Origin of the sequence: Secundilactobacillus odoratitofui DSM 19909 = JCM 15043, assembly GCF_001434895.1 — a bacterium.
In the GTDB taxonomy this organism is placed as follows: Bacteria; Bacillota; Bacilli; order Lactobacillales; family Lactobacillaceae; genus Secundilactobacillus; species Secundilactobacillus odoratitofui.
On record NZ_AZEE01000028.1, the window covers coordinates 354,716 to 374,476 of the forward strand.

The following is a 19,761-nucleotide window of genomic DNA, read 5'->3' on the forward strand; positions in this document are numbered from 1 at the left end:
CAATTGTTGTCGTATTGCTGTCATTCTAGCACGATTGAATGAGAAGTTGATGGTTTTGGTGTGAATTCGCTGAAATTACGGCTTCACGGCTCGTTAAACCGCTAAAAATATGATTAAATAGTGATTGAAATCAGTTTCCAAATGCTAATTTCGTCATAACAAGGTGGCAGTCAGATCACTGTAATCCATCCTTCAAAACAATGACTAAATGTCTCTATGACATCACTAAAACTCAAAAACAAATAAAGGACGTGACAGTTTGCAAACAATTATCGCCAAAAAAGATTTCGCACTCAAATGTGTCCTCATCGTGGGCTCAGCTCTAATTAGTGCCGTGGCACTTAACTTCTTCTTAATTCCAGGCAATATTTTTAGTGCTGGTATCAACGGTATTTCACAAATTTTAGCTATTTTAAGCCGCCATTGGTTTCACCTTAAAATCAACACTGGTTGGTTAATTTTACTGTTTAACGTGCCAATCGGCCTTTTGGGCTGGTGGAAAATTGGCCGTGGGTTCACCATCTACAGTTTTTTGACTTCTTTACTGACTTCACTATTAGCCATTGTGCTGCCAATTCAGTCACTATCTAATAATCCACTGCTCAGCGCATTGTTTGGCGGCATTTTAACTGGTGTTGGTGTGGCCTATCCGTTAAAATACGGTTTCTCGACCGGCGGCATGGACATTATTGCGGTGATTCTTGAAAAAACGACGGGGAAAACGATTGGAACGCTGATGATGGTCATCAACTTGATTATTGTTTTGATTGCCGGAACCTTAGTCGGGTGGGAAAATGCGATGTACACGATCATCTCGCTGTATGGCATGTCACGAGTAGTCGATGCTATCCATACCAGACATCAGAAGTTGACTGCCTTTATTGTCACCACTAAAACGGATGAAGTGGTTGCTGCATTGAATAATAGCCTCATTCGCGGTGTGACGATCATGCCAGCGGAAGGTGCCTATAAACGCCGTCCTGGCGCAGTCCTGATGGTTGTAATTTCCAGGTACGAATTATATGATCTCGAACACGTGGTCAAAACCGTTGATCCAGATTGTTTCGTCAACTTAGTCAGCACCGTTGATATTGAAGGGAATTTCTACGACGAGACGGAACAACTGAAGGTCAAACAAGGACAAAACTAAGGGGCGATTGAGTGATTGTTCATCACTACCCATAATTGGTAATTTGTCGCTCATGGTAGTCTGGACTTGCGATAACCAATCAAAACGGTTATACTTTTACCAATCTAAACAAGGGAGGCACTCACATGCCAATCGTACACATCGACCTTATTGAAGGCCGCTCACAGGAGCAACTTAAGAACTTAGTTAAGGACGTTACCGATGCCGTTTCTAAGAATACTGGTGCCCCAGAAGAACACGTTCACGTTATCTTAAGCGAAATGGCTAAGAATCGTTATAGTGTTGGTGGTATCCTTAAAAGTGACGAGAAGTAACTCGTTTCGGGTTAAACGTTTTAGACGTTGACCCTTTTTTTGAGCTAACGATTGGAAGCGGTTCCAGGGCCGATATTAATGGTTTTTTAACACTTAGTGGTTGGCTTAATGTGACTTCTTCGGTATACTGTAAAAAGAATAAATAAACTCGAGAACGAATATGATTGGGGACTTTACGATGAATGACGAGCAGTACATAATGGCGATTGACGAAGGTACGACGAGTGCACGTGCAATTCTATTTAATCAAAGTGGTCAGATTGTGGGTCAAGCACAACGCGAATTTACGCAGTTTTTCCCAAAACCTGGCTGGGTGGAGCACGACGCAAATGAAATTTGGAGTGCCGTCCAATCCGTTATCTCAGATGCAGTGATCAACGCGAAAGTACCGCCTTACAAGGTTCGTGGAATTGGCATAACTAACCAACGTGAAACCACGATTGTGTGGGACAAGGTAACTGGTGAACCAGTCTTTCACGCTGTGGTTTGGCAATCCAAACAGACCAGCGATATCGCTAACCGTTTAAAGGACGAAGGTTACGCTGACTTGATTCATCAAAAAACCGGTTTAGTGATTGATTCATATTTTTCAGCCACAAAAATTATGTGGATTTTGGAAAACGTTCCCGGTGTCCGTGAACGTGCCGAAAAGGGTGAATTACTGTTTGGCACGATTGATACCTGGATCCTTTGGAAGTTAACGGGCGGTCACGTCCATGCGACTGACTATAGTAATGCTTCTCGAACCATGTTATTTAACATTCACGACTTAAAGTGGGACCAAGAGATTTTAGATTTACTGAACATCCCGGCCAGCTTACTGCCTGAGGTTCACCCATCATCATACACATACGGCTATACCGCTGGATTTACATTCTTTGGTATCCAAGTGCCCATCGCGGGGATTGCTGGGGACCAACAATCAGCGCTATTTGGTCAAACTGCCTTTGAAAAAGGGTCTGTTAAAAACACCTATGGCACTGGCGCATTTATTATCATGAACACTGGTGATCAACCAACACTCTCTGATAAGGGACTCCTAACTACGATTGCTTATGGCATTAATGGTGAAGTGACCTATGCCTTAGAAGGCAGTATCTTCGTAGCTGGTTCAGCAGTTCAGTGGTTGCGCGATGGCATGCGACTCTTCAAACACGCTTCTGAGTCAGAACAAATGGCCGTCGATGCCAAAACCACCAATGACGTTTACGTGGTGCCAGCCTTTACTGGGCTCGGTGCACCGTATTGGGATCAAGACGTCCGTGGCGCGGTATTCGGCCTGACTCGAGGCACCACTCGTGAGCAGTTCATCCGGGCAACCCTGGAAGCTATTGCTTACCAAACTCGAGACGTGGTTGATACCATGACTTCTGATACTGGGATGGCGATTCAAACGCTGAGCGTTGATGGTGGGGCTGCTAACAACGACTTTTTGATGCAATTCCAGGCCGATATTTTAAACACGCATATCCAACGGGCTGCAATTGCTGAAACCACTGCGCTTGGTGCTGCTTACTTAGCAGGTTTGGCAGTTGGCTTCTGGAAAGATATGGCAGAAATCAAACAACTCCATCAACTTGGTGAAGGTTTTGACCCGAAGTTCGATGATGCCAAAAGAGAAACCTGCTATTCTGGGTGGCAAGCGGCCGTTAAGGCAACTCAGTTATTTAAACCTAAGCAACAACTTTAATTGCCCCAATTCGATCAAACAAGCGCAAAAAGGTCTGAATTTTCAACGTTGAAAATTCAGACCTTTTTATTTGAGTTATTCGAATAAACTTTTTTGATGATGCTTCTATCGATGATTTCGAGCCGTAGCCGGATAAAGCTCGGCGACCGATACGCGGGATGTTTTAACTGAATTGAGTCGCTTGACCGGCTGTTGATGGGAACTGAAGTGGTGTCTCAAACCAAGTATTAACAAAATACCTGCAATATCAACTAGGGTTAACAAACCGAAGCCAATCAGCAACCACTTTGTGACGGTTAGAATCAAGGTCATGATTAATCCCTACTTTCTCTCATTTGAATGTTTTCATTATCCCAAACAAAAGTTATGATTCCACTAAGCGAATGCAAATTTTTAGTAAAGATTAACTCACATTTCCGGACTTTCAATAGGTAAAATAGCCTTTGAAACCGCGCCAAGTTTGGCGAACTTGTTGACTTTGATTCTGATAGTACCGCGCATTTCCGGTCCTTGGTGCTGGTTTAAACTGCCGTTTCAATTGCTGTGATAATTCACTCAATGACAACCGCTGTGGATTTGTACCGTCACCGAATAACCGGTATCGCCAGTTAGACCGGTGACCGGATTGATCGTGCCACCCAAATCGCAATCGGATCAACTCTCGTTTTGATGGATTGATGGCTAACAAATCCCAGGCGCCAAGTTGCTTCGTATCAACTAAATTAGTCTTGCGACGATCTGCGATATCACTAGTAGTCGTAATCCAATTGATGCCATCTTGTTTCGACCAATCATCAACATGGGTGTGACCAGACATGACGGCGATAACTTGGCGGCGGTGGTCAACAATTGTGCGATAAAGGCTAGCATAATCACCTTGTTGATTATTAACAAACCAGTCATAAGTCCAAAAGGGTGTTACCGCTTGACGGGCGTTATCCGACCGAATGGTTGCATGACTAAAAATCAATACTTGTTGGTCTTCACCAAGGGCGTTAAGTGTTCTAGCCAACCACTTCACCTGAGCTTGCGCAAAGCGCGAGCGACTATGGCGAATATTTTGTAAAATACCGGTCCAATGAATACCAGTAGGTTGATCATCAAAATCACGCTTAAAATAGCCGTTTTCAGCCTCATCCGGAATATCAAAGGCATTTAACACAATGAGATGAACACGCTTGCCAGCAAGGCTTAAATGGCCGTAGAATTCATTGTGAACGTCAGATTCTGATGTGATGATGGAGTGCCGTAGGTTTTGCAGGATATGAGTCGTCATCACCTGTTCGGTACGGTAGCCATTAACGTAGCGCGCAAAGCCCGAATTATCATCGTGGTTGCCAAGGCTCACCATTAAAGGGACTTGCGAATGGGTATCCAGCGCGTTCAGGGCGTCACCCATATCCAAGATACTACGGGCTAGGGTTTGATTGCCGTCAATCAAATCGCCATTCATAATCATCGCGTCAAGCTGATTGTCAACCGCAAACTGCCGGAAATTGCGCAGATCCGTGTAAGTTTGACGGGTTGTTGAAGATTGGCTGGCATCAAAGTGAGTATCCGTCATCAGACCAATGACCACCGTCTCCGGTTGTCGAATTCGACCTAATACGGTAGCTAATTGTCTGGACTGGGCTTTTAATGCACTTTGGCGTCGATGGGCATTAACTAAACCAGTTTGATTGGTATATTGCCACGGTTCAGTAAGACGTGTCACTAATTTGGAACCCGTTATCTCTACGCCGTAATAGTGGCGATGGTGTGGATAAAGGGTCACGAACGGGACATAAACTGATTGCTGATTAAAATTGATTCGAAGCCAACCCCGGTGCCGTGTCCGGCATTTGCCAGTGTACTTCACAATCGTACCCTTATCTAGCTGACCGACCACCGGTGCGGCTAAATCTGGTGCTGTGTACGCGATCACTTCGCGTTTGGTAAATTGAAATACGCCGTTGAGCTGGTAACAACGCGTTGCTTCATCAAAACGAACAGATTGACTGGTCGGGGATAGAAGAACACCAAACCGGTGCTTTTGACGATTGTCTGCGTATGGTAAGTAACCATCCGCAGTAACTAAGTAATCAATCTGTTGATTAGAGACAATCTTGCGATAGACAATTTGTTCACCGGCTGTCAGTATTTTCGTCGGCGAAGCCAATGCTGACCAGTTAGCTGACGTTCTAAAAGAGAGGGGTTGAGCAGCCACAAATGACCGTGTTGCTGGTTGTATTGCTGGATAGTTTGGTTTGCTCGTTTCCATCAATGTCGGATGCTGATTGACGTTTGGTGACCGCCAAACTGGATTAGAATCCATCCCCCATAATTGACCAGCACGTCTAGCCACCGGTAAATAACTGATAGCCCCATTTTTGATGATGATTAACCAAAAGCGACCATCGCTTTTGAGCTTTCCCTGGTAGGAAACAAGGTGACCACGCCGATAACTTTGAATCCTTTGGGCACCCTGGTTAGCACTCTTGCGACTGACTAATAGGTGAATCGGCCAGAATTGGCCACTTTGCCAGACTGGTTGCCCGTCCAGCATTTGATCATCAAAATCGGTGGATCGAACTTTTCGAGTCATGTCATCACTTCCGTTGTCTAGATTAAGACCATATTGGCTGACTAAAACGTATGGTATAATCATGTATGGCACAACCCATACTTGTCAACCTTTGTGCATCTTTTTTTAACCAAAGTAACCAAACTTTTAAGAGGGAGTTTTTGACATGCAGCCAACTCTAGCATATACAATTCAAGGGCTTCAAACCAAGTCCCCAGTAACGGCTTTTTGTTTTGACCAACAAATTGCCTATATTGCTCAAACCGTTGATTCTGCCACAATTCTAACTAAATGCGGTCTTGATGCCCAAACTAAAACTGCACAAGCAGCTTCAAACGCACAAATCACGATTCCTAACTTAATCAACGTGAATAGTCTTGACCTGCTTCACCAGGGTCAAGCACTCATTTTCATCATGACTGGTTGGATCATCAGTGAGCAAGACGAGTCGACCCAACCCGTCACAGCGCGCGTTACGCTTAACGATGCACTTGAACAGCCAGATATTCAAATTAGCCAACTCACTGATTTAACCGCTGCCAATATTACCGGCACGCCGATGCCACAACCGGTTAGCAAGGCGATGTCCGCCTTATCAAGTAATGGCAAAGAACTCGCCATTATCACGATTGACCGCGATCTGAACTTACAAGCCAGCGTGTACAATGTCAAAAAGCTGAATACTTTATTTGATACGTTGTCAGAACATCAACACACGCAAATTAGCGCTGCAGATCTGCGTGTCATCGCAACGGTTTATCAATCATTTAAGCCCAGTCAATCACAACTTGATCGTGAGCAGATCAATCAACTCATCAGCATTGGCTTTTCAAACGGCCGCGCACTATATGCCACCCAGCAATCTGCCGATGATGCTGCGATTGGGAAAGGCTTTTGGGGATTAAAAAATGGCTTCCATCATCAAGCACTGGACGGCCAATCAGATAAGCTCACTGGCGTTCAATTAAAGGGCGATAATGTCTATTACCTGAATAATCCGGCGGGCAATGCGCCACAAATTAACCAAATTGCCAAAGCAGTTTGGGATGACTAACACTTGCCTTCATTGCAAGTGTGATTCTGGGGTGATCTCAGCATGTGCACTTATTTTATCAACGCAGGTTCATTTTAAAAGAGGTCGGTGCATCAAGTCATAACATAAAGCTATGACTGGTGCACCGACCTCTTATTCATGATGGTTTTTTAATAGTCGCTGGCAAACCAAAATCACTCTGCCGAGATGCTGCGAGTCTACTCAGCTAGCTTTAACACATGTGCCAAGTAATTCGCCATTCCATCCTGGTCATTAGTTAGAGTTGTCACATCATCAGCTAACGATTTGAGCTTAGGCGTGGCGTTTTTCATGGCGACACCAAGGCCAGCATAATCGATCATTTCATCATCATTGTGCTCATCACCAAAAGCAATAACATCTGCCCGTTTAATGTGATAATAGTGGGCTAAACGCTCCACGCCGACCGCTTTTTGAACCCCTTTGGTGCCAATTTCAAGAACACTATTTGGGCCACCCCAGGGTGCAACATCAACTTGTTGACCAAATTGTGACTCAATGTAACGCTGTAACTGCTTTTGATTGGCACGAGCTACCGCAATGGTCATACTAGTCGGGTTTTGAGTCAGGGAAGTGGGGCTTAATTGTTCATCATGGGTTAGTACCGCCGGGAAAAAACCGACCTGGGTCGGCTGAGTCTGATGCGCTAAAAATAAATGCTTACCTTCAGCGGCAATCATTTGAATATTAAACTCGCGCTGCTTGGTCAGTAGATCAAGTACGATGCCACGATCAAAGGTGTACTGATACTCTTTTGACCACTGGTGATGTGGTACATGGCCTAAACTCCCATTAAAATTGATCATTGGCGTAGTCAACCCCAATTGATCATAAAAGTTTTGGGACAGACGGTTGGGTCTCCCAGTTACAATGGTAACAATGTGGCCGGCATTGACAGCTGCCTTAATGGTTTTAATCGTTTTGTGGGTTAAAACGGCTTGATTATTAAGCGTTGTACCATCCAAATCTAACGCAATTAACTTTTGATTCAACATGTCACGTCCGTTCTTTATCAAAATTAATATCGTCTAATTTACCACATTTTCAAGTCACGGAGCAAGTTGCTTCGTTGACCGACCGACAGCAAACAGGTATACTTTTCCAGTGAATCATTTTCAAGAGAAAGGGCGTTTAGATGGGACTACCAGAAGCATTTATAACCAAATATGAACACTTGCTCGGTGATGAAGCCGATGCATTTTTTAAGAGTTTTGATCAACCCAGTACCGGTGGCTTTCGCGTCAACCCCATGCGCACAACACCTTCAGACTTAGATTTAAGTGATCCGGTGCCATACAGTCAGTGGGGGTACTATGGCAAGGTAGCAGGTCATTCACTCGATCATCAAAGTGGTGCCGTTTACAGTCAAGAACCTAGTGCCATGTTTGTGGGTGAAGTTGCTGCCCCCAAACCTGGGCAACGGGTCTTGGACTTATGTGCCTCTCCAGGTGGTAAATCAACTCATCTGGGTAGCTTTTTGCAGGGGAGCGGTTTATTAGTCAGTAACGAAATCATGGGTAAGCGGGCCAAAGTTCTCGCCGAAAATACTGAACGTTTTGGGCTAACTAATACGTTGGTCTTAAATGAAGACCCAACCAGCATTGCAAAAACTTTCCCCGTTTATTTCGACCAAGTGTTGGTTGACGCACCGTGCTCTGGCGAAGGAATGTTTCGTAAAGACCCAGATGCAATGTCTTACTGGACCCCAGATTATCCAATTGCCTGCGCCAACCGGCAAAGAGAAATCCTCTCTGAAGCGGTCAAAGTCTTAAAACCAGGCGGTGAATTAATCTATTCCACTTGCACGTTTGCACCCGAAGAAGACGAGCAGATGATTGCTTGGCTACTTGCAACTTATCCAGCCTTTGAAATCGTGCCCATTGCTAAAACTGCTGGCATTATTGACGGCAAGCCAGAGTGGGCGGATGGCAATCCTGAATTGGCCGGAACTGCCCGCTTATTTCCACACTTAATGCGCGGCGAAGGTCACTTTGTTGCCAAATTACGACTTAAGACAGCCATTGGCACGACTAAAAAAGAACGACTCCAAAAGGGAAATTTAAGCCGAGATCAGCAACAATTATTCAGTGACTTTGCTGATGAATACCTGACAATCGCACCCGATAAACGACAGTTACTCACTTTTGGTGATCAATTATACTTGATGCCGGAAAATATTCCGTCACTTCAAAAGCTAAAAGTTGTTCGACCTGGCCTGCATCTTGGAACCTTCAAAAAGAATCGGTTTGAGCCAAGTTATGCCTTGGCACTTGCATTACCAACATTCAAGTTCGAACTAACTATTTCCGAAGACGATTGGCAAAAAGTCGTCCATGGCGATACGATTACTGTTGATGAGCTGCCCATTCAAAAAGGGTGGGTGCGGTTAATTTGCAAACAACAACCGGTAGCTTTTGGTAAAGTCGTTGGTCGCACGATTAAAAATTTCTTCCCCAAAGGGCTCCGCTTTAATGTACACTAATTAATTCTTTGCACTTCACCACAATACGTAAAACAAAAAGCGTTTGACTAAACCACTGATTAAATTCAGTGTGTTAGTCAAACGCTTTTTGGTTGAATTAGTGTTAAATTGTATATAACATTCATTTTAATTGTATAACACAATAACTTATTAATCGGCTATCAACAGACTTCACGCTACGTTAAGGAAATAAAGCGTTGTTCAGCAAAGGAGGCAAGTTCAGGTGAAAAAACTAAGGATTGCTTTCGTAAATCCTGGAGCGTCTTACTACCAGTTAACAGCATCAATAGTTTAAAATCACCCAACCAATCGGTTAACCACGCCAAAGTTGCCTCATAGTCGGTACTAATCAGGTGGTGTAAAATTTCACCTGCCATGCCGACATAATCCGCACCCAGTGCCAGCGCTTTGATTGCATCTAATGGTGTTTTGATACCACCGCTCGCAAAGATTTGGGGGCGTGACGCTAACTTGCGCATTTCGAGTAAGGCTTCCACCGTGGTCAAGCCCCATTCGCTAAGATAATTCATTTCTTTTTGTGACCGCCGAAAATTCTCAATTTGAGCGAAACTCGTTCCGCCACGACCGCTTAGATCAATGTACTCAACGCCAATTGCCATTAACTTTTGGACGGTTTTAGCTGTCATGCCAAAACCGACTTCTTTAATCACAACCGGTACGTTAAGCTTCGCAACAATTTCAGCCAGCTGATCAAGCCAGTAGAAATCGCGATCACCTTCAGGCATGATGATTTCTTGGGCAACGTTGATGTGCAATTGAAGGGCATCTGCATGAATCATCTCAACAACCCGTTTTGCATCTTCAAAACTATGCCCAGCACCAACATTAGCAAAAATAAGCCCATCTGGATCAAATTGTCTTACTACTTCGAAACTAGCAGTCTGATCTGGCTCTTTAAGTGCCACACTTTGTGACCCAACCGCCATTGGTAGGTTTGTTTGGGTGGCCAGTTGGGCCAGTTGGGCGTTTAGTTGGCCGGTTCTTGGGCTACCGCCAGTCATGGCCTCAATGAGCACCGGAAAGGGCATTGATTTACCATTAAACCGGGTGGTGGCATCAACGTCACTCAAAGCCATTTCTGGCAGGCTTTGATGAAGAATACGAACTTGATCAAAACTTGAGTTTGATTCAGTCTGGTAGAATTTTTCTGCTAACGAGACGTGCTCGTCTTTTCGGTGTGATTGTTTGGAAGTCATAACTACTCCTCCACGTGATGAACGTTGAAATTAAGTGGTGTGATCTGATTTTCGGCCCATTTTTGAATCACTTCTGAGACGTGTTTGTGAGCATCAATGATTGCAATCCCACAATCACCGCCACCAGCACCTGATGTTTTCGCGACGCCACCAAAATCTTGGGCAATTTCACAAAGTTTCTTGAGTAATGGCGTTTCAATATGTGCGTGCGTAAACTGGTCGAGTTGATTTAGCAATTGGCGATTAATTGTAATCTCAGCCTGAATTGCAGCCAAGTTCTGATCCCGAAAACCTTTAATCATTCGTTTCAGACAAGCTTTACTGTTAATCAAAAAATCTTGGTAGGCCCGTTGCTGTTTGGCTTTATTAAGTGCCACGCGGTCAACGAGGTGTGAAGTGGAAGCCGGTGAACCCGTCCAACCAACCATTAATTTTAAATTGGTCGGTGGGGTGAGCAATTCCACGTCCAAACCGGGCCAATCCATTGAGAGGAGTTGAGCGAAAGTATAGTTCTTTTGCGCTAATTTTAACCATTCACGGTCAAAGGAGTGGTAGGCAATCCAACCACCATAAACGCTAGCAGCAATGTCACCTAGCGAGCCGTTACCCTGAACACTGAAATGCGCGATTGCAGCTAGTTTAAACAACTTGTCGTGGGTTACCGGTAATTCGTAAAATTTGCAGAGGGCCTTAATGGTCGCAACCGTCACGGCGGCTGATGAGCCTAAACCGTACTTGCGCCCATCTTGACTATCTAAATCACTTTCGACGGTGAGGTGATAAACGCCCAATGGTTTCTCAAGCGTTTTGGCATAATCCTCGGTTACCTTAATAGCGGATAAGATGTAGTGGAACGGGTTATCACGGTTATCGAAAACCATTTCACCATCTTCGCGACGCCAATAAATGGAATTTTCTTGATATTGGGCAGAAACAATACTCCCAATTTGATCTGCGGCCTCGATTGATACCGTTACAAACTGATCTAATGCCACAATAATCGCCGGAAATCCCGCTTCAACTACCGCATATTCACCAGCGATATAAAGTTTTCCTGGCGCCTTAACTGAAATCAAAACATCATGTCCTTTCACGAAATGACCACGTGGCCATTTTGATACCTTACTAGTTCATCTTTATTTATTAATCGTAATACCTGGTCCGGGGTGCGTAACTCGGACATTTGCCGTGCCGAACACGGCTTGTAGTGCTTTTGCGATTTGATCTGCATCGGAATTGCGACAAATCACTTTAACGTTAGGTCCAGCGTCCATTGTAAAGTAACACTGCAAGCCTTGCAATCGTAACTCACGAACAAGCTGCATGGTTTTGAGGCTGTCAGCGTTAAAATAGGTAAAACTAGGATCAGCACTTAAGGTCAGCGCATGCATCCGCATTGCATTTTGCTCTGCAGTATGGCCCAGCGTTTCAAAATCACGTTCGGTGATAGCTTTTTGCACCGTTTCAAAATCAACGCGACTCGTCTCAACCCAAGCGGGGTAAAACGGACTTGTATTAACTGAAAGCCGCATACCTTCTCGACTAGAAATCGACTTCTTTTTAGTTGTTAAGATTACAGCGACGATTGCGATATCCCAATCTGGCGTTTCATCAATCGGGTAACCATAAGAAGTTTCGTCATCATGACCTTGTTGCCAGGCCGCAAAACCACCAAAAATCGAACGAGTTGCCGATCCTGAACCCAACCGGGCCAGGCGGGAAAGTGCTCGCCGGTCAAGTTGTAACCCGGCTGCTGTACTGGCAGCACCAGCAAGGGCCGCAAAGCCCGATGCAGAGGAGGCCAGCCCAGCCGCGGTTGGCACGTGGTTCTGCGTCACAATCTGAGCATAACTTTTAATGCCCGCCATCTGGCGAACATGGTCCATAAAATGGCTGATCTTAGTGACCTGACCGGCTTTAAGCCGTTGGTCGTCAAAGGTCACTTGATCGGCATCGAGTGCATCGTCAAATAACACACTGGTGGTTGAGTAGAACTCATCTAAGGTAATGGATAAACTGGCATTTTGTGGAATGATTAATGTCTCATCAAGTTTGCCCCAGTATTTAACAAGTGCAATATTAGTATGTGCTTTTGCAGTGACAGGTTTTTTAGCTACGCCCATTAGTTATTTTCCTCGCTTATAAAGGGTTGAACCCATGATTGTGTGGCACCAGCTGCAGCTAATGCTTGCCGGATGTGAGCTGCCGAAGATTCAGTTGGTGCCAGGCAGATCATGCAACCACCCATGCCGCCACCGGTTAATTTAGCCCCTAAGGCGCCATTTTTCTTGGCAACCTGAATGAGCAGATCTAAACGTTCATGGCTCACGCCGAGCTTGACTAAATTAGCTTGTGCCTGATCAAAGATTTGGCCCAACTCACTCAGCTGATTGGTGGTAAGTGCCGTCCGTGCCGCAACCGTTAAGTTGCCAAGTGTGCGAATCGCTTGATTTGCCAGTTGCGGATCTGACTTTCTGAGTGCCGCCACTTTTTTCACAGCCTCACCGGTTTGACCATGCACGCCAGTATCAGCAATGACTAAATAACCGGTAAGATGAAATGGCATTGGCGCCGGTTGCTCTCCCTTTACCAGCCAAACTGGATTATCAGCACTGGCGGTCGCTACGTCTAATCCACTCGGGTTACCGTGAATCATCCGCTCTGAAATATTGGCATCTTCTAAAAGTTGTGCGTGGTTTAATGACCGTTCCGCAAACCCGTAAACCGCCCGAATAATGGCCACCGCGGTTGCAGCGCTGGAGCCCATGCCACGCTCGGCCGGTAAGTGACTTTCAATGACCAGCTCAAAACTTTGAGTGGCTAAATCAAAACGAGTCAGTAGGGTATCAATCAGGTAATTAATACCTTGCAGCGTGTCTGGTGCAACTTGTCTTACGCCAGTAAAGTAGCGACTCATTAATCGCTGCTGACTATCATGAGTCGGGGTGATCACGACGCGCTCTCGCACTGCCGGTAAAGGTAGCGCAATTGCTGGCTGATGATACACAACGCTATGCTCGCCGATTAGAATAATCTTAGCGTGACTTGTACCGCTGGCTTTGACAACCAAAAAAAGCACTCCCTTCATTCATTTATATATTAGTTTGAATCCTTAATTTTTTACAAACACAAGATATCATACGCCAATTAAATATTAGAAACAAGAAATTATCCGCCTTCGACCACTCAACGTACTGATTTTAAACGTTTATTAAGATAATGTCTGACTAATAACCAAAGCATGACCATTTATCGATTCAAATTTAGTCCCAGCAGATTTTTCAAAATGATTCGACTTGTAGTATGATATTGACAGAAGAATTTAGAGATTTGGTGAATTTAATGGATGCAAATACTATTTATGCTGTTGTTGATATTGAAACAACTGGTACCAACGTCGCAGAGGGCGATCGAATGATTCAGTTCGGTTGCGTGCTGGTTCAAAATGGGAAAATCGTGAATCACTTTAATACGGATGTTAATCCACAAAGTGCCATTCCCCAATCCATTCAAGCACTCACCGGTATTAGCGACAAGCAAGTTAAACGCGCACCACTTTTTGACGACGTGGCAGGAACCATTTACAGCTTACTGAGCGATACGGTTTTTGTTGCGCATAACGTCAATTTTGACTTTCCCTTCGTCAACGCTGAACTTGAGCGCGTGGGGTATCCCGCGTTATCAATTCAAGCGATTGATACGGTTACTTTAAGTCAGATCCTGTTGCCGACAGTCCCAAGCTATCGGCTGCACGACTTAACACACTACCTTAATATTACACATGATCACCCACATTCAGCTGATGACGATGCGCTAGTAACTGGTGAATTGCTAATCGTCTTATTTAAGCGGATGTTGGCACTGCCCATTATAACGTTACAGCAAATGGTGGCCGAAAATGCCGATTTACCGCAAGACACAGCAGAAGTTTTCAAGTGGGGCCTGCAAGCTGTTAGACAAAGGCCCAAGAGCTTACCAGCTGATCTGCACGTTACGAATGGTATCGCGTTACGACAGACGAACATCTTAACAACAACTGATGAGCGTAGTTACACCTTCCCACGCACCAAAAAAAATAAACTCAAACATTTCCCCAAGCACTTTGAATGGCGCGCTGATCAGGCTAAAATGATGAACCTGATCTATCGCCAATACACTGATGCAGAAACTGTTAATCAACCTCTGATTGTCGAGGCCCCAACTGGGACCGGCAAAACCTTGGGATACGTCTTACCAATGGCTTATTTGGCGCAGCGATACCGCAAACAGGTCGTAATTGCGACCGATACGGTACTCTTACAAAACCAGTTGATGGATCAAACCATGCCATTACTCAAAAAAATGCTACCGTTTGAAACGCATGCGGTGGTGGTCAAGGGGAATCACCATTACCTTGACTTGGCAAGATTTAAAGTCTCACTGACTCAACCAGATCACTCTAAACAAACGCAACTCATCAAGTTACGTTTATTAGTTTGGCTGACCCAAACGACAACTGGTGATTTGGACGAACTTCACTTTAGAAATGAACCACCATACCTGAGCGTTGTTTATCACCGTGGTCTAACTGATTTATCTAAAACTGATCCATTTTACGAAGACGACTTTTTGAGACGACTTTATCAACGATTGCCACAAGTTCAGTTTGTGGTCGTTAACCACGCCTTTTTGATTCAACACGCTGCTACCTTAGGTCAAGCACTCAAGCAACCATACTTAGTTGTAGATGAAGCGCAACACCTTGCCGATTATGCCTTAACCACTCAGCGTCAAAAATTTGATTTTCAAATTGGTTTAGCGACAAGTCGGCGGCTGCTCAATGAACTTGATCCCGAAAACTTAGAGAGCCTTACCGCAACCATCAAGGTGGCACCGTTGACGGATCGGCTTCAAACCGTTTTTCGTTGGGTCATTGAATTTGAACGTCAACTCAATGCACTGAGTGACCATTTGATTTCGCAGTTCAGAGATCAATTTGGTAAGCCATTCAGTTCTCCGTACAAAGAAATCATTATTACAGAAGCTGACTGGCAACAATTTCTGAGCCAACGCAAAGGCTTACTTGAACAACTCGATATTTTAGCGGCCAAGTTGCAGACCGAACTCACCGACTTAACGAACCTGTTTTATCAACAGTCGACTCGCTGGCTCAAAAGTGATGAAGAACGTTTCATGCGGTTTAGCCAAACTGTCAGTGCGTTACTCGATGCCTGGCAAACGCTCACCCAAATTCGCCAGGCGCCCCAAAAAGAGCAGCAGGGGGCCGGCAGTTATCTCTATTGGCTCACCGTAAGTAACGATTTGACCCACATCATGGTGGCCTCGAATTTAATGACGGTGACGGGGTACCTGTCCACTCAAGTCTATCAACATTTTCAAGCACCAACTTTTACTGGTGCCACGTTATTTTCTTCCAACCGCTCACAGTATCTTTACGACCAGCTGGACCTTGATCGAACCAAAATTAAGATGCGACGTTTAAAATCCGATTTCAATTTTGAAGAACAAGCGAAACTCTACATCAGTACAGATGCACCTGATATTAGCGACACAGGGGCATATAATCAGTACTTGGCAAACACGATTTTACAAACCATTCGCCGGGTAAACCGACCAACGCTGATTTTATTCAATTCACTGGCAGCAATTGATGCTGTGTATGCCAAGCTAACTGATGCGATCAACCCACAGCAACGGTTAATTTTAGCTCAGGGTAATTCAGGGTCAAAGGAAAAGCTCATTAAGCGGTTTATGGATGAAGACAATGCAGTACTCCTTGGTGCCGCTAGTTTCTGGGAAGGTATCGATCTGCCGCAAGAAAAACTCCAGCTGTTGATTATTGCCAGGTTACCTTTTGATTCACCAGAACAATTGGAAACCAAGGCGCAATATACCAGGATGAAAGCTGCCGGGAAAAATCCGTTTTACAACCTCTCGTTACCAAAAGCCACGTTACGGCTGCGACAGGGTGTGGGCCGCTTGATCAGAACTCGTGAAGATTACGGGGTCGTTTTAGTCCTCGACAGCCGTTTGGCCACCAAGCATTATGGCCAAACCATGGTCAAATCACTACCAGATAGTTTACCCACCATGAGTAGCGGTTTCCCAAAGTTACTCAAAGATATGACAAATTTTTTTAAAAAACACCAAACCAACCACCAAGAGTCGTAAGAGTTTGCTATAATTATTGCCAGTGACATCTGAAAAAGGAAGTGTTCAACTAATATGAGAAGGGAACATTCAAGTCACCGTCGAATGAGTCATCGTGTCTTGCTCACGATTCTTAGTTTTGTGGTGGTCTTGATCATTGCAACTTTGTGGGGTGTTCACCATGCTACTTATCCCATTACAAATGCCAAAGCGCAGTCCGTTAAAATCGCAAAGAAGTATGCCGGTCTCAAGACGACGTCCGGATTTTACTGGACTAACTTGAATACCACGTATTACACCGTTGCGGGTACGAATCAGCAGCAACAAGCAGTTTACATCATCGTGCCACAAAAGGGCGGCCACGTCCGGGTGCTACAACAAAAGGCGGGGTTGTCACGGAATGAAGCGCTTAGCCAAATTTGGTCCAAGCAAAGCCCTAAAAAAGTGCTATCGGCTGCCTTAAGCGTGTTTAACAATCAGCCTGCTTGGATCGTGAGTTATATGAATCAAAAAGGGCAACTCTGTTATGAGACGCTCAGCTTTAAGTCGGGTAAAGTACTACAGTCAATCGAGAATATTTAACCGGTCAAGGAGGCCATGGATATGAAAATCTCACAACGTAGTCAACAATTGCAACCTTCAGCAACCATGAAAATTTCAGCGCAAGCCAAGCAAATGATTGCTGAAGGCTTAGACGTGATTAACTTAGGCATCGGCGAACCAGATTTTGAAACGCCTAAAAACATCGAAGAGGCTGCCATTGCTGCCATTAATGATGGCAAAGCCAGCTTCTACACGCCGGCTGCTGGTTTGGCTGATTTAAGAACTTCAGTGGCTAAAAGAACGGCTGCTGATTATGGCTTAACCGATTTATCGGCTAAAAACGTTGCGATTACCACTGGCGCCAAAATGGCCCTTTATGCCACTTTCCAAACCATCCTTGATCCCGGTGACGAGGTTTTGTTACCTGAACCTTACTGGGTGAGTTATGCTGAACAGATTAAGTTAGCTGGTGGGGTACCAGTTCCGGTACCCGTTGGTGAAACTTTTAAGGCAACGACGAAAGATTTGGCTGCAAAATTAACCGACCGGACAGTTGCGTTCTTACTAAATAGCCCAGAGAACCCAACTGGTGTCATTTACGACCGCGAAGAACTGTCAGCCTTAAATGACTGGACTAAGGCTCATGATTTAATGGTGATCACGGATGACATTTATGGTCAACTGACTTATAACGGCGCTACCTTTACCTCAATTGCGCAACTGAGTGATCACTTGGATCCACGGATTGTGATTATCACTGGTGCAAGTAAAACTTATTCCATGACCGGCTGGCGCATGGGCTATGCGATTGCTGATGCAAGCTTAATTAGTAAAATCAGCGCGTTTCTCTCTCATGCAACCGGTAATCCAACTGCAGTTAGTCAATATGCTTTGTTGGAAGCCTTAGCTGGCGAACAAGGCCAAGTCGAATTGATGCGCGAAGCCTTCGAAGACCGCCTCAACACGATTTACCCACTACTCACAGAGATTCCAGGCTTTAGCTTACCTGTCAAACCACAGGGCGCCTTTTATTTATTCCCTGACGTGAGCGAGGCGTTAAAACTGTCTGGTATCAAAACGACGGGAGAACTTGTCAGTCGGTTGTTAAATGAAGCTCACGTCGCGTTAGTCGATGGCACTGCATTTGGGGTTCAAAATCACGTTCGAATTAGTTACGCAACTGATTTAGCATCATTAAAAACAGCTATGGCTAGAATCAAGGATTTCATGTTACAATTTAAAGACTAATCATTTAATTGGGGGTTACATTGTGCAACAGATTAACATCATCGATGCTAAAGACCACGTTGACGAAAAAGTAAAACTCGGCGTCTGGTTAACAAATAAACGGTCTAGTGGGAAGATTGCCTTCTTACAACTCCGGGACGGGACCGCTTTTTTCCAAGGCGTCGTCCTTAAAAATAACGTGTCAGAAGAAACTTTTGAACTGGCAAAGGAACTCAAACAAGAAACCAGTATGTGGGTCACTGGTGTTATTCACGAAGACAGTCGTTCAAAGTTCGGCTACGAATTAGCGATTGAATCAATCGAGGTCATTGGTGAGAGCCATGATTACCCAATCACACCTAAGGAACATGGTGTTGATTACTTGATGGATCACCGCCACCTTTGGCTTCGTTCTTCACGGCCTCACGCTACCATGGTTATCCGAAACGAGATTATTCGGGCTACCTATGAATTTTACAATCAAGAAGGTTTTGTTAAAATCGATGCACCAATCTTAACTGGTAGTGCACCCGAAGGCACGACGGACTTGTTCCATACGGAATACTTCGATCGTGATGCTTACTTGTCACAATCAGGTCAACTTTACGAAGAAGCTGGCGCAATGGCATTTGATAAGGTCTTCTCCTTTGGCCCAACTTTCCGAGCTGAAAAATCCAAAACCCGTCGTCATTTAATCGAGTTTTGGATGATTGAACCTGAAATGGCCTTTATGCATCAAGAAGAGAGTCTCGAGATTCAAGAAAAGTACATTGCCTTTCTGGTTCAAAATGTCATTGACCACTGTGCTGATGCACTTGAAACACTCGGCCGTGATATCGACACCTTGAAGCAATACACCAAATTACCTTATCCTCGAATCAGTTATGATGAAGCCATTGAACTGTTGAAAGAAAACGATTTTGACGTTGAATGGGGTGTTGACTTCGGTTCACCAGAAGAAACTTTCTTGGCCGATCATTTCAGCCAACCAGTGTTCGTCTTGAACTATCCGAAAGCCATCAAGCCATTCTACATGAAGCCACACCCAACCCGTGAGGACGTCGTGATTTGTGCCGATTTATTGGCACCTGAAGGCTACGGCGAAATTATCGGTGGTTCTGAACGGGCAACCGATTATGACTATCTATACGATCAAATTGTCAAAGCTGGCTTAGATCCAAAGGAATACAGCTGGTACTTAGACCTTCGGCGGTATGGTAGTGTACCTCATTCAGGTTTCGGCCTCGGTCTTGAACGAGCCGTCACTTGGATTACTGGTGAGGACCACGTTCGTGAGGCAATCCCATTCCCACGTCTGCTTAACCGAATTTACCCGTAAACGACAATTTAAAA

The 19,761-nt window shown here is 44.8% G+C and carries 16 protein-coding genes; 9 read left to right on the forward strand and 7 right to left on the reverse strand.

The window, feature by feature from the left end:
- Positions 1-259 precede the first annotated feature (259 nt).
- The 3 genes from FD04_RS06670 (at position 260) to glpK (ending at position 3,154) form a co-directional block, all read left to right on the forward strand.
- A complete protein-coding gene (locus FD04_RS06670) occupies positions 260-1,150 on the forward strand; it encodes a YitT family protein (protein ID WP_082603160.1) in 891 nt (296 codons plus the stop codon).
- Between the two features lie 125 nt (positions 1,151-1,275).
- Positions 1,276-1,464 carry a 2-hydroxymuconate tautomerase gene (locus FD04_RS06675; RefSeq protein ID WP_054700082.1) on the forward strand — a complete coding sequence of 63 codons (189 nt, stop codon included), beginning with the start codon at positions 1,276-1,278 and terminating at the stop codon, positions 1,462-1,464.
- Between the two features lie 178 nt (positions 1,465-1,642).
- Positions 1,643-3,154, forward strand: a complete 1,512-nt coding sequence (gene glpK / locus FD04_RS06680; RefSeq protein ID WP_056947831.1) for a glycerol kinase GlpK — start codon at positions 1,643-1,645, stop codon at positions 3,152-3,154.
- Between the two features lie 105 nt (positions 3,155-3,259).
- On the opposite strand, the gene FD04_RS06685 is transcribed toward glpK, so the two are convergent.
- Positions 3,260-3,466, reverse strand: a complete 207-nt coding sequence (locus FD04_RS06685) for a hypothetical protein (RefSeq protein ID WP_054702218.1) — start codon at positions 3,464-3,466, stop codon at positions 3,260-3,262.
- A 112-nt stretch (positions 3,467-3,578) separates the two neighbouring features.
- Positions 3,579-5,738, reverse strand: coding sequence for a metallophosphoesterase (locus FD04_RS06690; RefSeq protein WP_054702215.1), 2,160 nt, complete (start codon positions 5,736-5,738; stop codon positions 3,579-3,581).
- A 145-nt stretch (positions 5,739-5,883) separates the two neighbouring features.
- Here FD04_RS06690 and FD04_RS06695 point away from each other — a divergent pair, with 145 nt between their 5' ends.
- On the forward strand, positions 5,884-6,771 hold the full coding sequence (locus FD04_RS06695; RefSeq protein ID WP_056947833.1) for a hypothetical protein: 888 nt from the start codon (positions 5,884-5,886) through the stop codon (positions 6,769-6,771).
- Positions 6,772-6,968: 197 nt separating this feature from the next.
- Here FD04_RS06695 and FD04_RS06700 read toward each other — a convergent pair whose 3' ends face one another.
- Complete coding sequence (locus FD04_RS06700) at positions 6,969-7,784, reverse strand: Cof-type HAD-IIB family hydrolase (protein ID WP_056947834.1); 816 nt, start codon at positions 7,782-7,784, stop codon at positions 6,969-6,971.
- A gap of 140 nt (positions 7,785-7,924) precedes the next feature.
- On the opposite strand from FD04_RS06700, the gene FD04_RS06705 reads away from it, so the two are divergent.
- Entirely contained in the window at positions 7,925-9,271 is a 1,347-nt protein-coding gene (locus tag FD04_RS06705) for an RsmB/NOP family class I SAM-dependent RNA methyltransferase (protein ID WP_056947835.1), read from the forward strand.
- A 176-nt stretch (positions 9,272-9,447) separates the two neighbouring features.
- Here the strand turns inward: FD04_RS06705 and fni are convergent, their stop codons facing one another.
- From fni to mvk, 4 genes are read right to left on the reverse strand one after another with little or no spacing between them, the layout of a single operon-like run.
- Positions 9,448-10,488: a type 2 isopentenyl-diphosphate Delta-isomerase gene (gene fni / locus FD04_RS06710; RefSeq protein WP_056947836.1), complete on the reverse strand. Its 1,041-nt coding sequence runs from the start codon at positions 10,486-10,488 to the stop codon at positions 9,448-9,450.
- A 2-nt stretch (positions 10,489-10,490) separates the two neighbouring features.
- Complete coding sequence (locus FD04_RS06715; RefSeq protein WP_054702235.1) at positions 10,491-11,564, reverse strand: phosphomevalonate kinase; 1,074 nt, start codon at positions 11,562-11,564, stop codon at positions 10,491-10,493.
- A gap of 60 nt (positions 11,565-11,624) precedes the next feature.
- Positions 11,625-12,611 (reverse strand): diphosphomevalonate decarboxylase, encoded by a 987-nt coding sequence (gene mvaD / locus FD04_RS06720; protein ID WP_056947837.1) that lies wholly within the window; start codon positions 12,609-12,611, stop codon positions 11,625-11,627.
- Positions 12,611-13,576 (reverse strand): mevalonate kinase, encoded by a 966-nt coding sequence (gene mvk / locus FD04_RS06725; protein WP_056947838.1) that lies wholly within the window; start codon positions 13,574-13,576, stop codon positions 12,611-12,613. The genes mvaD and mvk overlap by 1 nt, the downstream gene beginning before the upstream one ends.
- A 254-nt stretch (positions 13,577-13,830) precedes the next feature.
- Between mvk and FD04_RS06730 the strand changes: the two genes are divergently transcribed.
- From FD04_RS06730 to asnS, 4 genes are read left to right on the forward strand one after another with little or no spacing between them, the layout of a single operon-like run.
- The gene (locus tag FD04_RS06730; protein WP_082603182.1) at positions 13,831-16,659 is read left to right on the forward strand and encodes a helicase C-terminal domain-containing protein; all 2,829 of its coding nucleotides are present in this window, start codon (positions 13,831-13,833) and stop codon (positions 16,657-16,659) included.
- A 54-nt stretch (positions 16,660-16,713) separates the two neighbouring features.
- Positions 16,714-17,220, forward strand: coding sequence for a cell wall elongation regulator TseB-like domain-containing protein (locus tag FD04_RS06735; protein ID WP_056947841.1), 507 nt, complete (start codon positions 16,714-16,716; stop codon positions 17,218-17,220).
- Between the two features lie 21 nt (positions 17,221-17,241).
- Complete coding sequence (locus FD04_RS06740) at positions 17,242-18,429, forward strand: pyridoxal phosphate-dependent aminotransferase (RefSeq protein ID WP_056947842.1); 1,188 nt, start codon at positions 17,242-17,244, stop codon at positions 18,427-18,429.
- Positions 18,430-18,451: 22 nt separating this feature from the next.
- Positions 18,452-19,747: an asparagine--tRNA ligase gene (gene asnS, locus FD04_RS06745; RefSeq protein ID WP_056947843.1), complete on the forward strand. Its 1,296-nt coding sequence runs from the start codon at positions 18,452-18,454 to the stop codon at positions 19,745-19,747.
- Positions 19,748-19,761 lie beyond the last annotated feature (14 nt).

Coding starts and splice junctions, on each gene's coding strand:
- FD04_RS06695 (WP_056947833.1), top strand. CDS start 5,884: ATGCAGCCAACTCTAGCATATACAATTCAAGGGCTTCAAACCAAGTCC.
- FD04_RS06700 (WP_056947834.1), bottom strand. CDS start 7,784: ATGTTGAATCAAAAGTTAATTGCGTTAGATTTGGATGGTACAACGCTT.
- FD04_RS06685 (WP_054702218.1), bottom strand. CDS start 3,466: ATGACCTTGATTCTAACCGTCACAAAGTGGTTGCTGATTGGCTTCGGT.
- mvaD (WP_056947837.1), bottom strand. CDS start 12,611: ATGGGCGTAGCTAAAAAACCTGTCACTGCAAAAGCACATACTAATATT.
- FD04_RS06730 (WP_082603182.1), top strand. CDS start 13,831: ATGGATGCAAATACTATTTATGCTGTTGTTGATATTGAAACAACTGGT.
- FD04_RS06675 (WP_054700082.1), top strand. CDS start 1,276: ATGCCAATCGTACACATCGACCTTATTGAAGGCCGCTCACAGGAGCAA.
- FD04_RS06740 (WP_056947842.1), top strand. CDS start 17,242: ATGAAAATCTCACAACGTAGTCAACAATTGCAACCTTCAGCAACCATG.
- FD04_RS06690 (WP_054702215.1), bottom strand. CDS start 5,738: ATGACTCGAAAAGTTCGATCCACCGATTTTGATGATCAAATGCTGGAC.
- fni (WP_056947836.1), bottom strand. CDS start 10,488: ATGACTTCCAAACAATCACACCGAAAAGACGAGCACGTCTCGTTAGCA.
- FD04_RS06735 (WP_056947841.1), top strand. CDS start 16,714: ATGAGAAGGGAACATTCAAGTCACCGTCGAATGAGTCATCGTGTCTTG.
- FD04_RS06705 (WP_056947835.1), top strand. CDS start 7,925: ATGGGACTACCAGAAGCATTTATAACCAAATATGAACACTTGCTCGGT.
- glpK (WP_056947831.1), top strand. CDS start 1,643: ATGAATGACGAGCAGTACATAATGGCGATTGACGAAGGTACGACGAGT.
- mvk (WP_056947838.1), bottom strand. CDS start 13,576: ATGAAGGGAGTGCTTTTTTTGGTTGTCAAAGCCAGCGGTACAAGTCAC.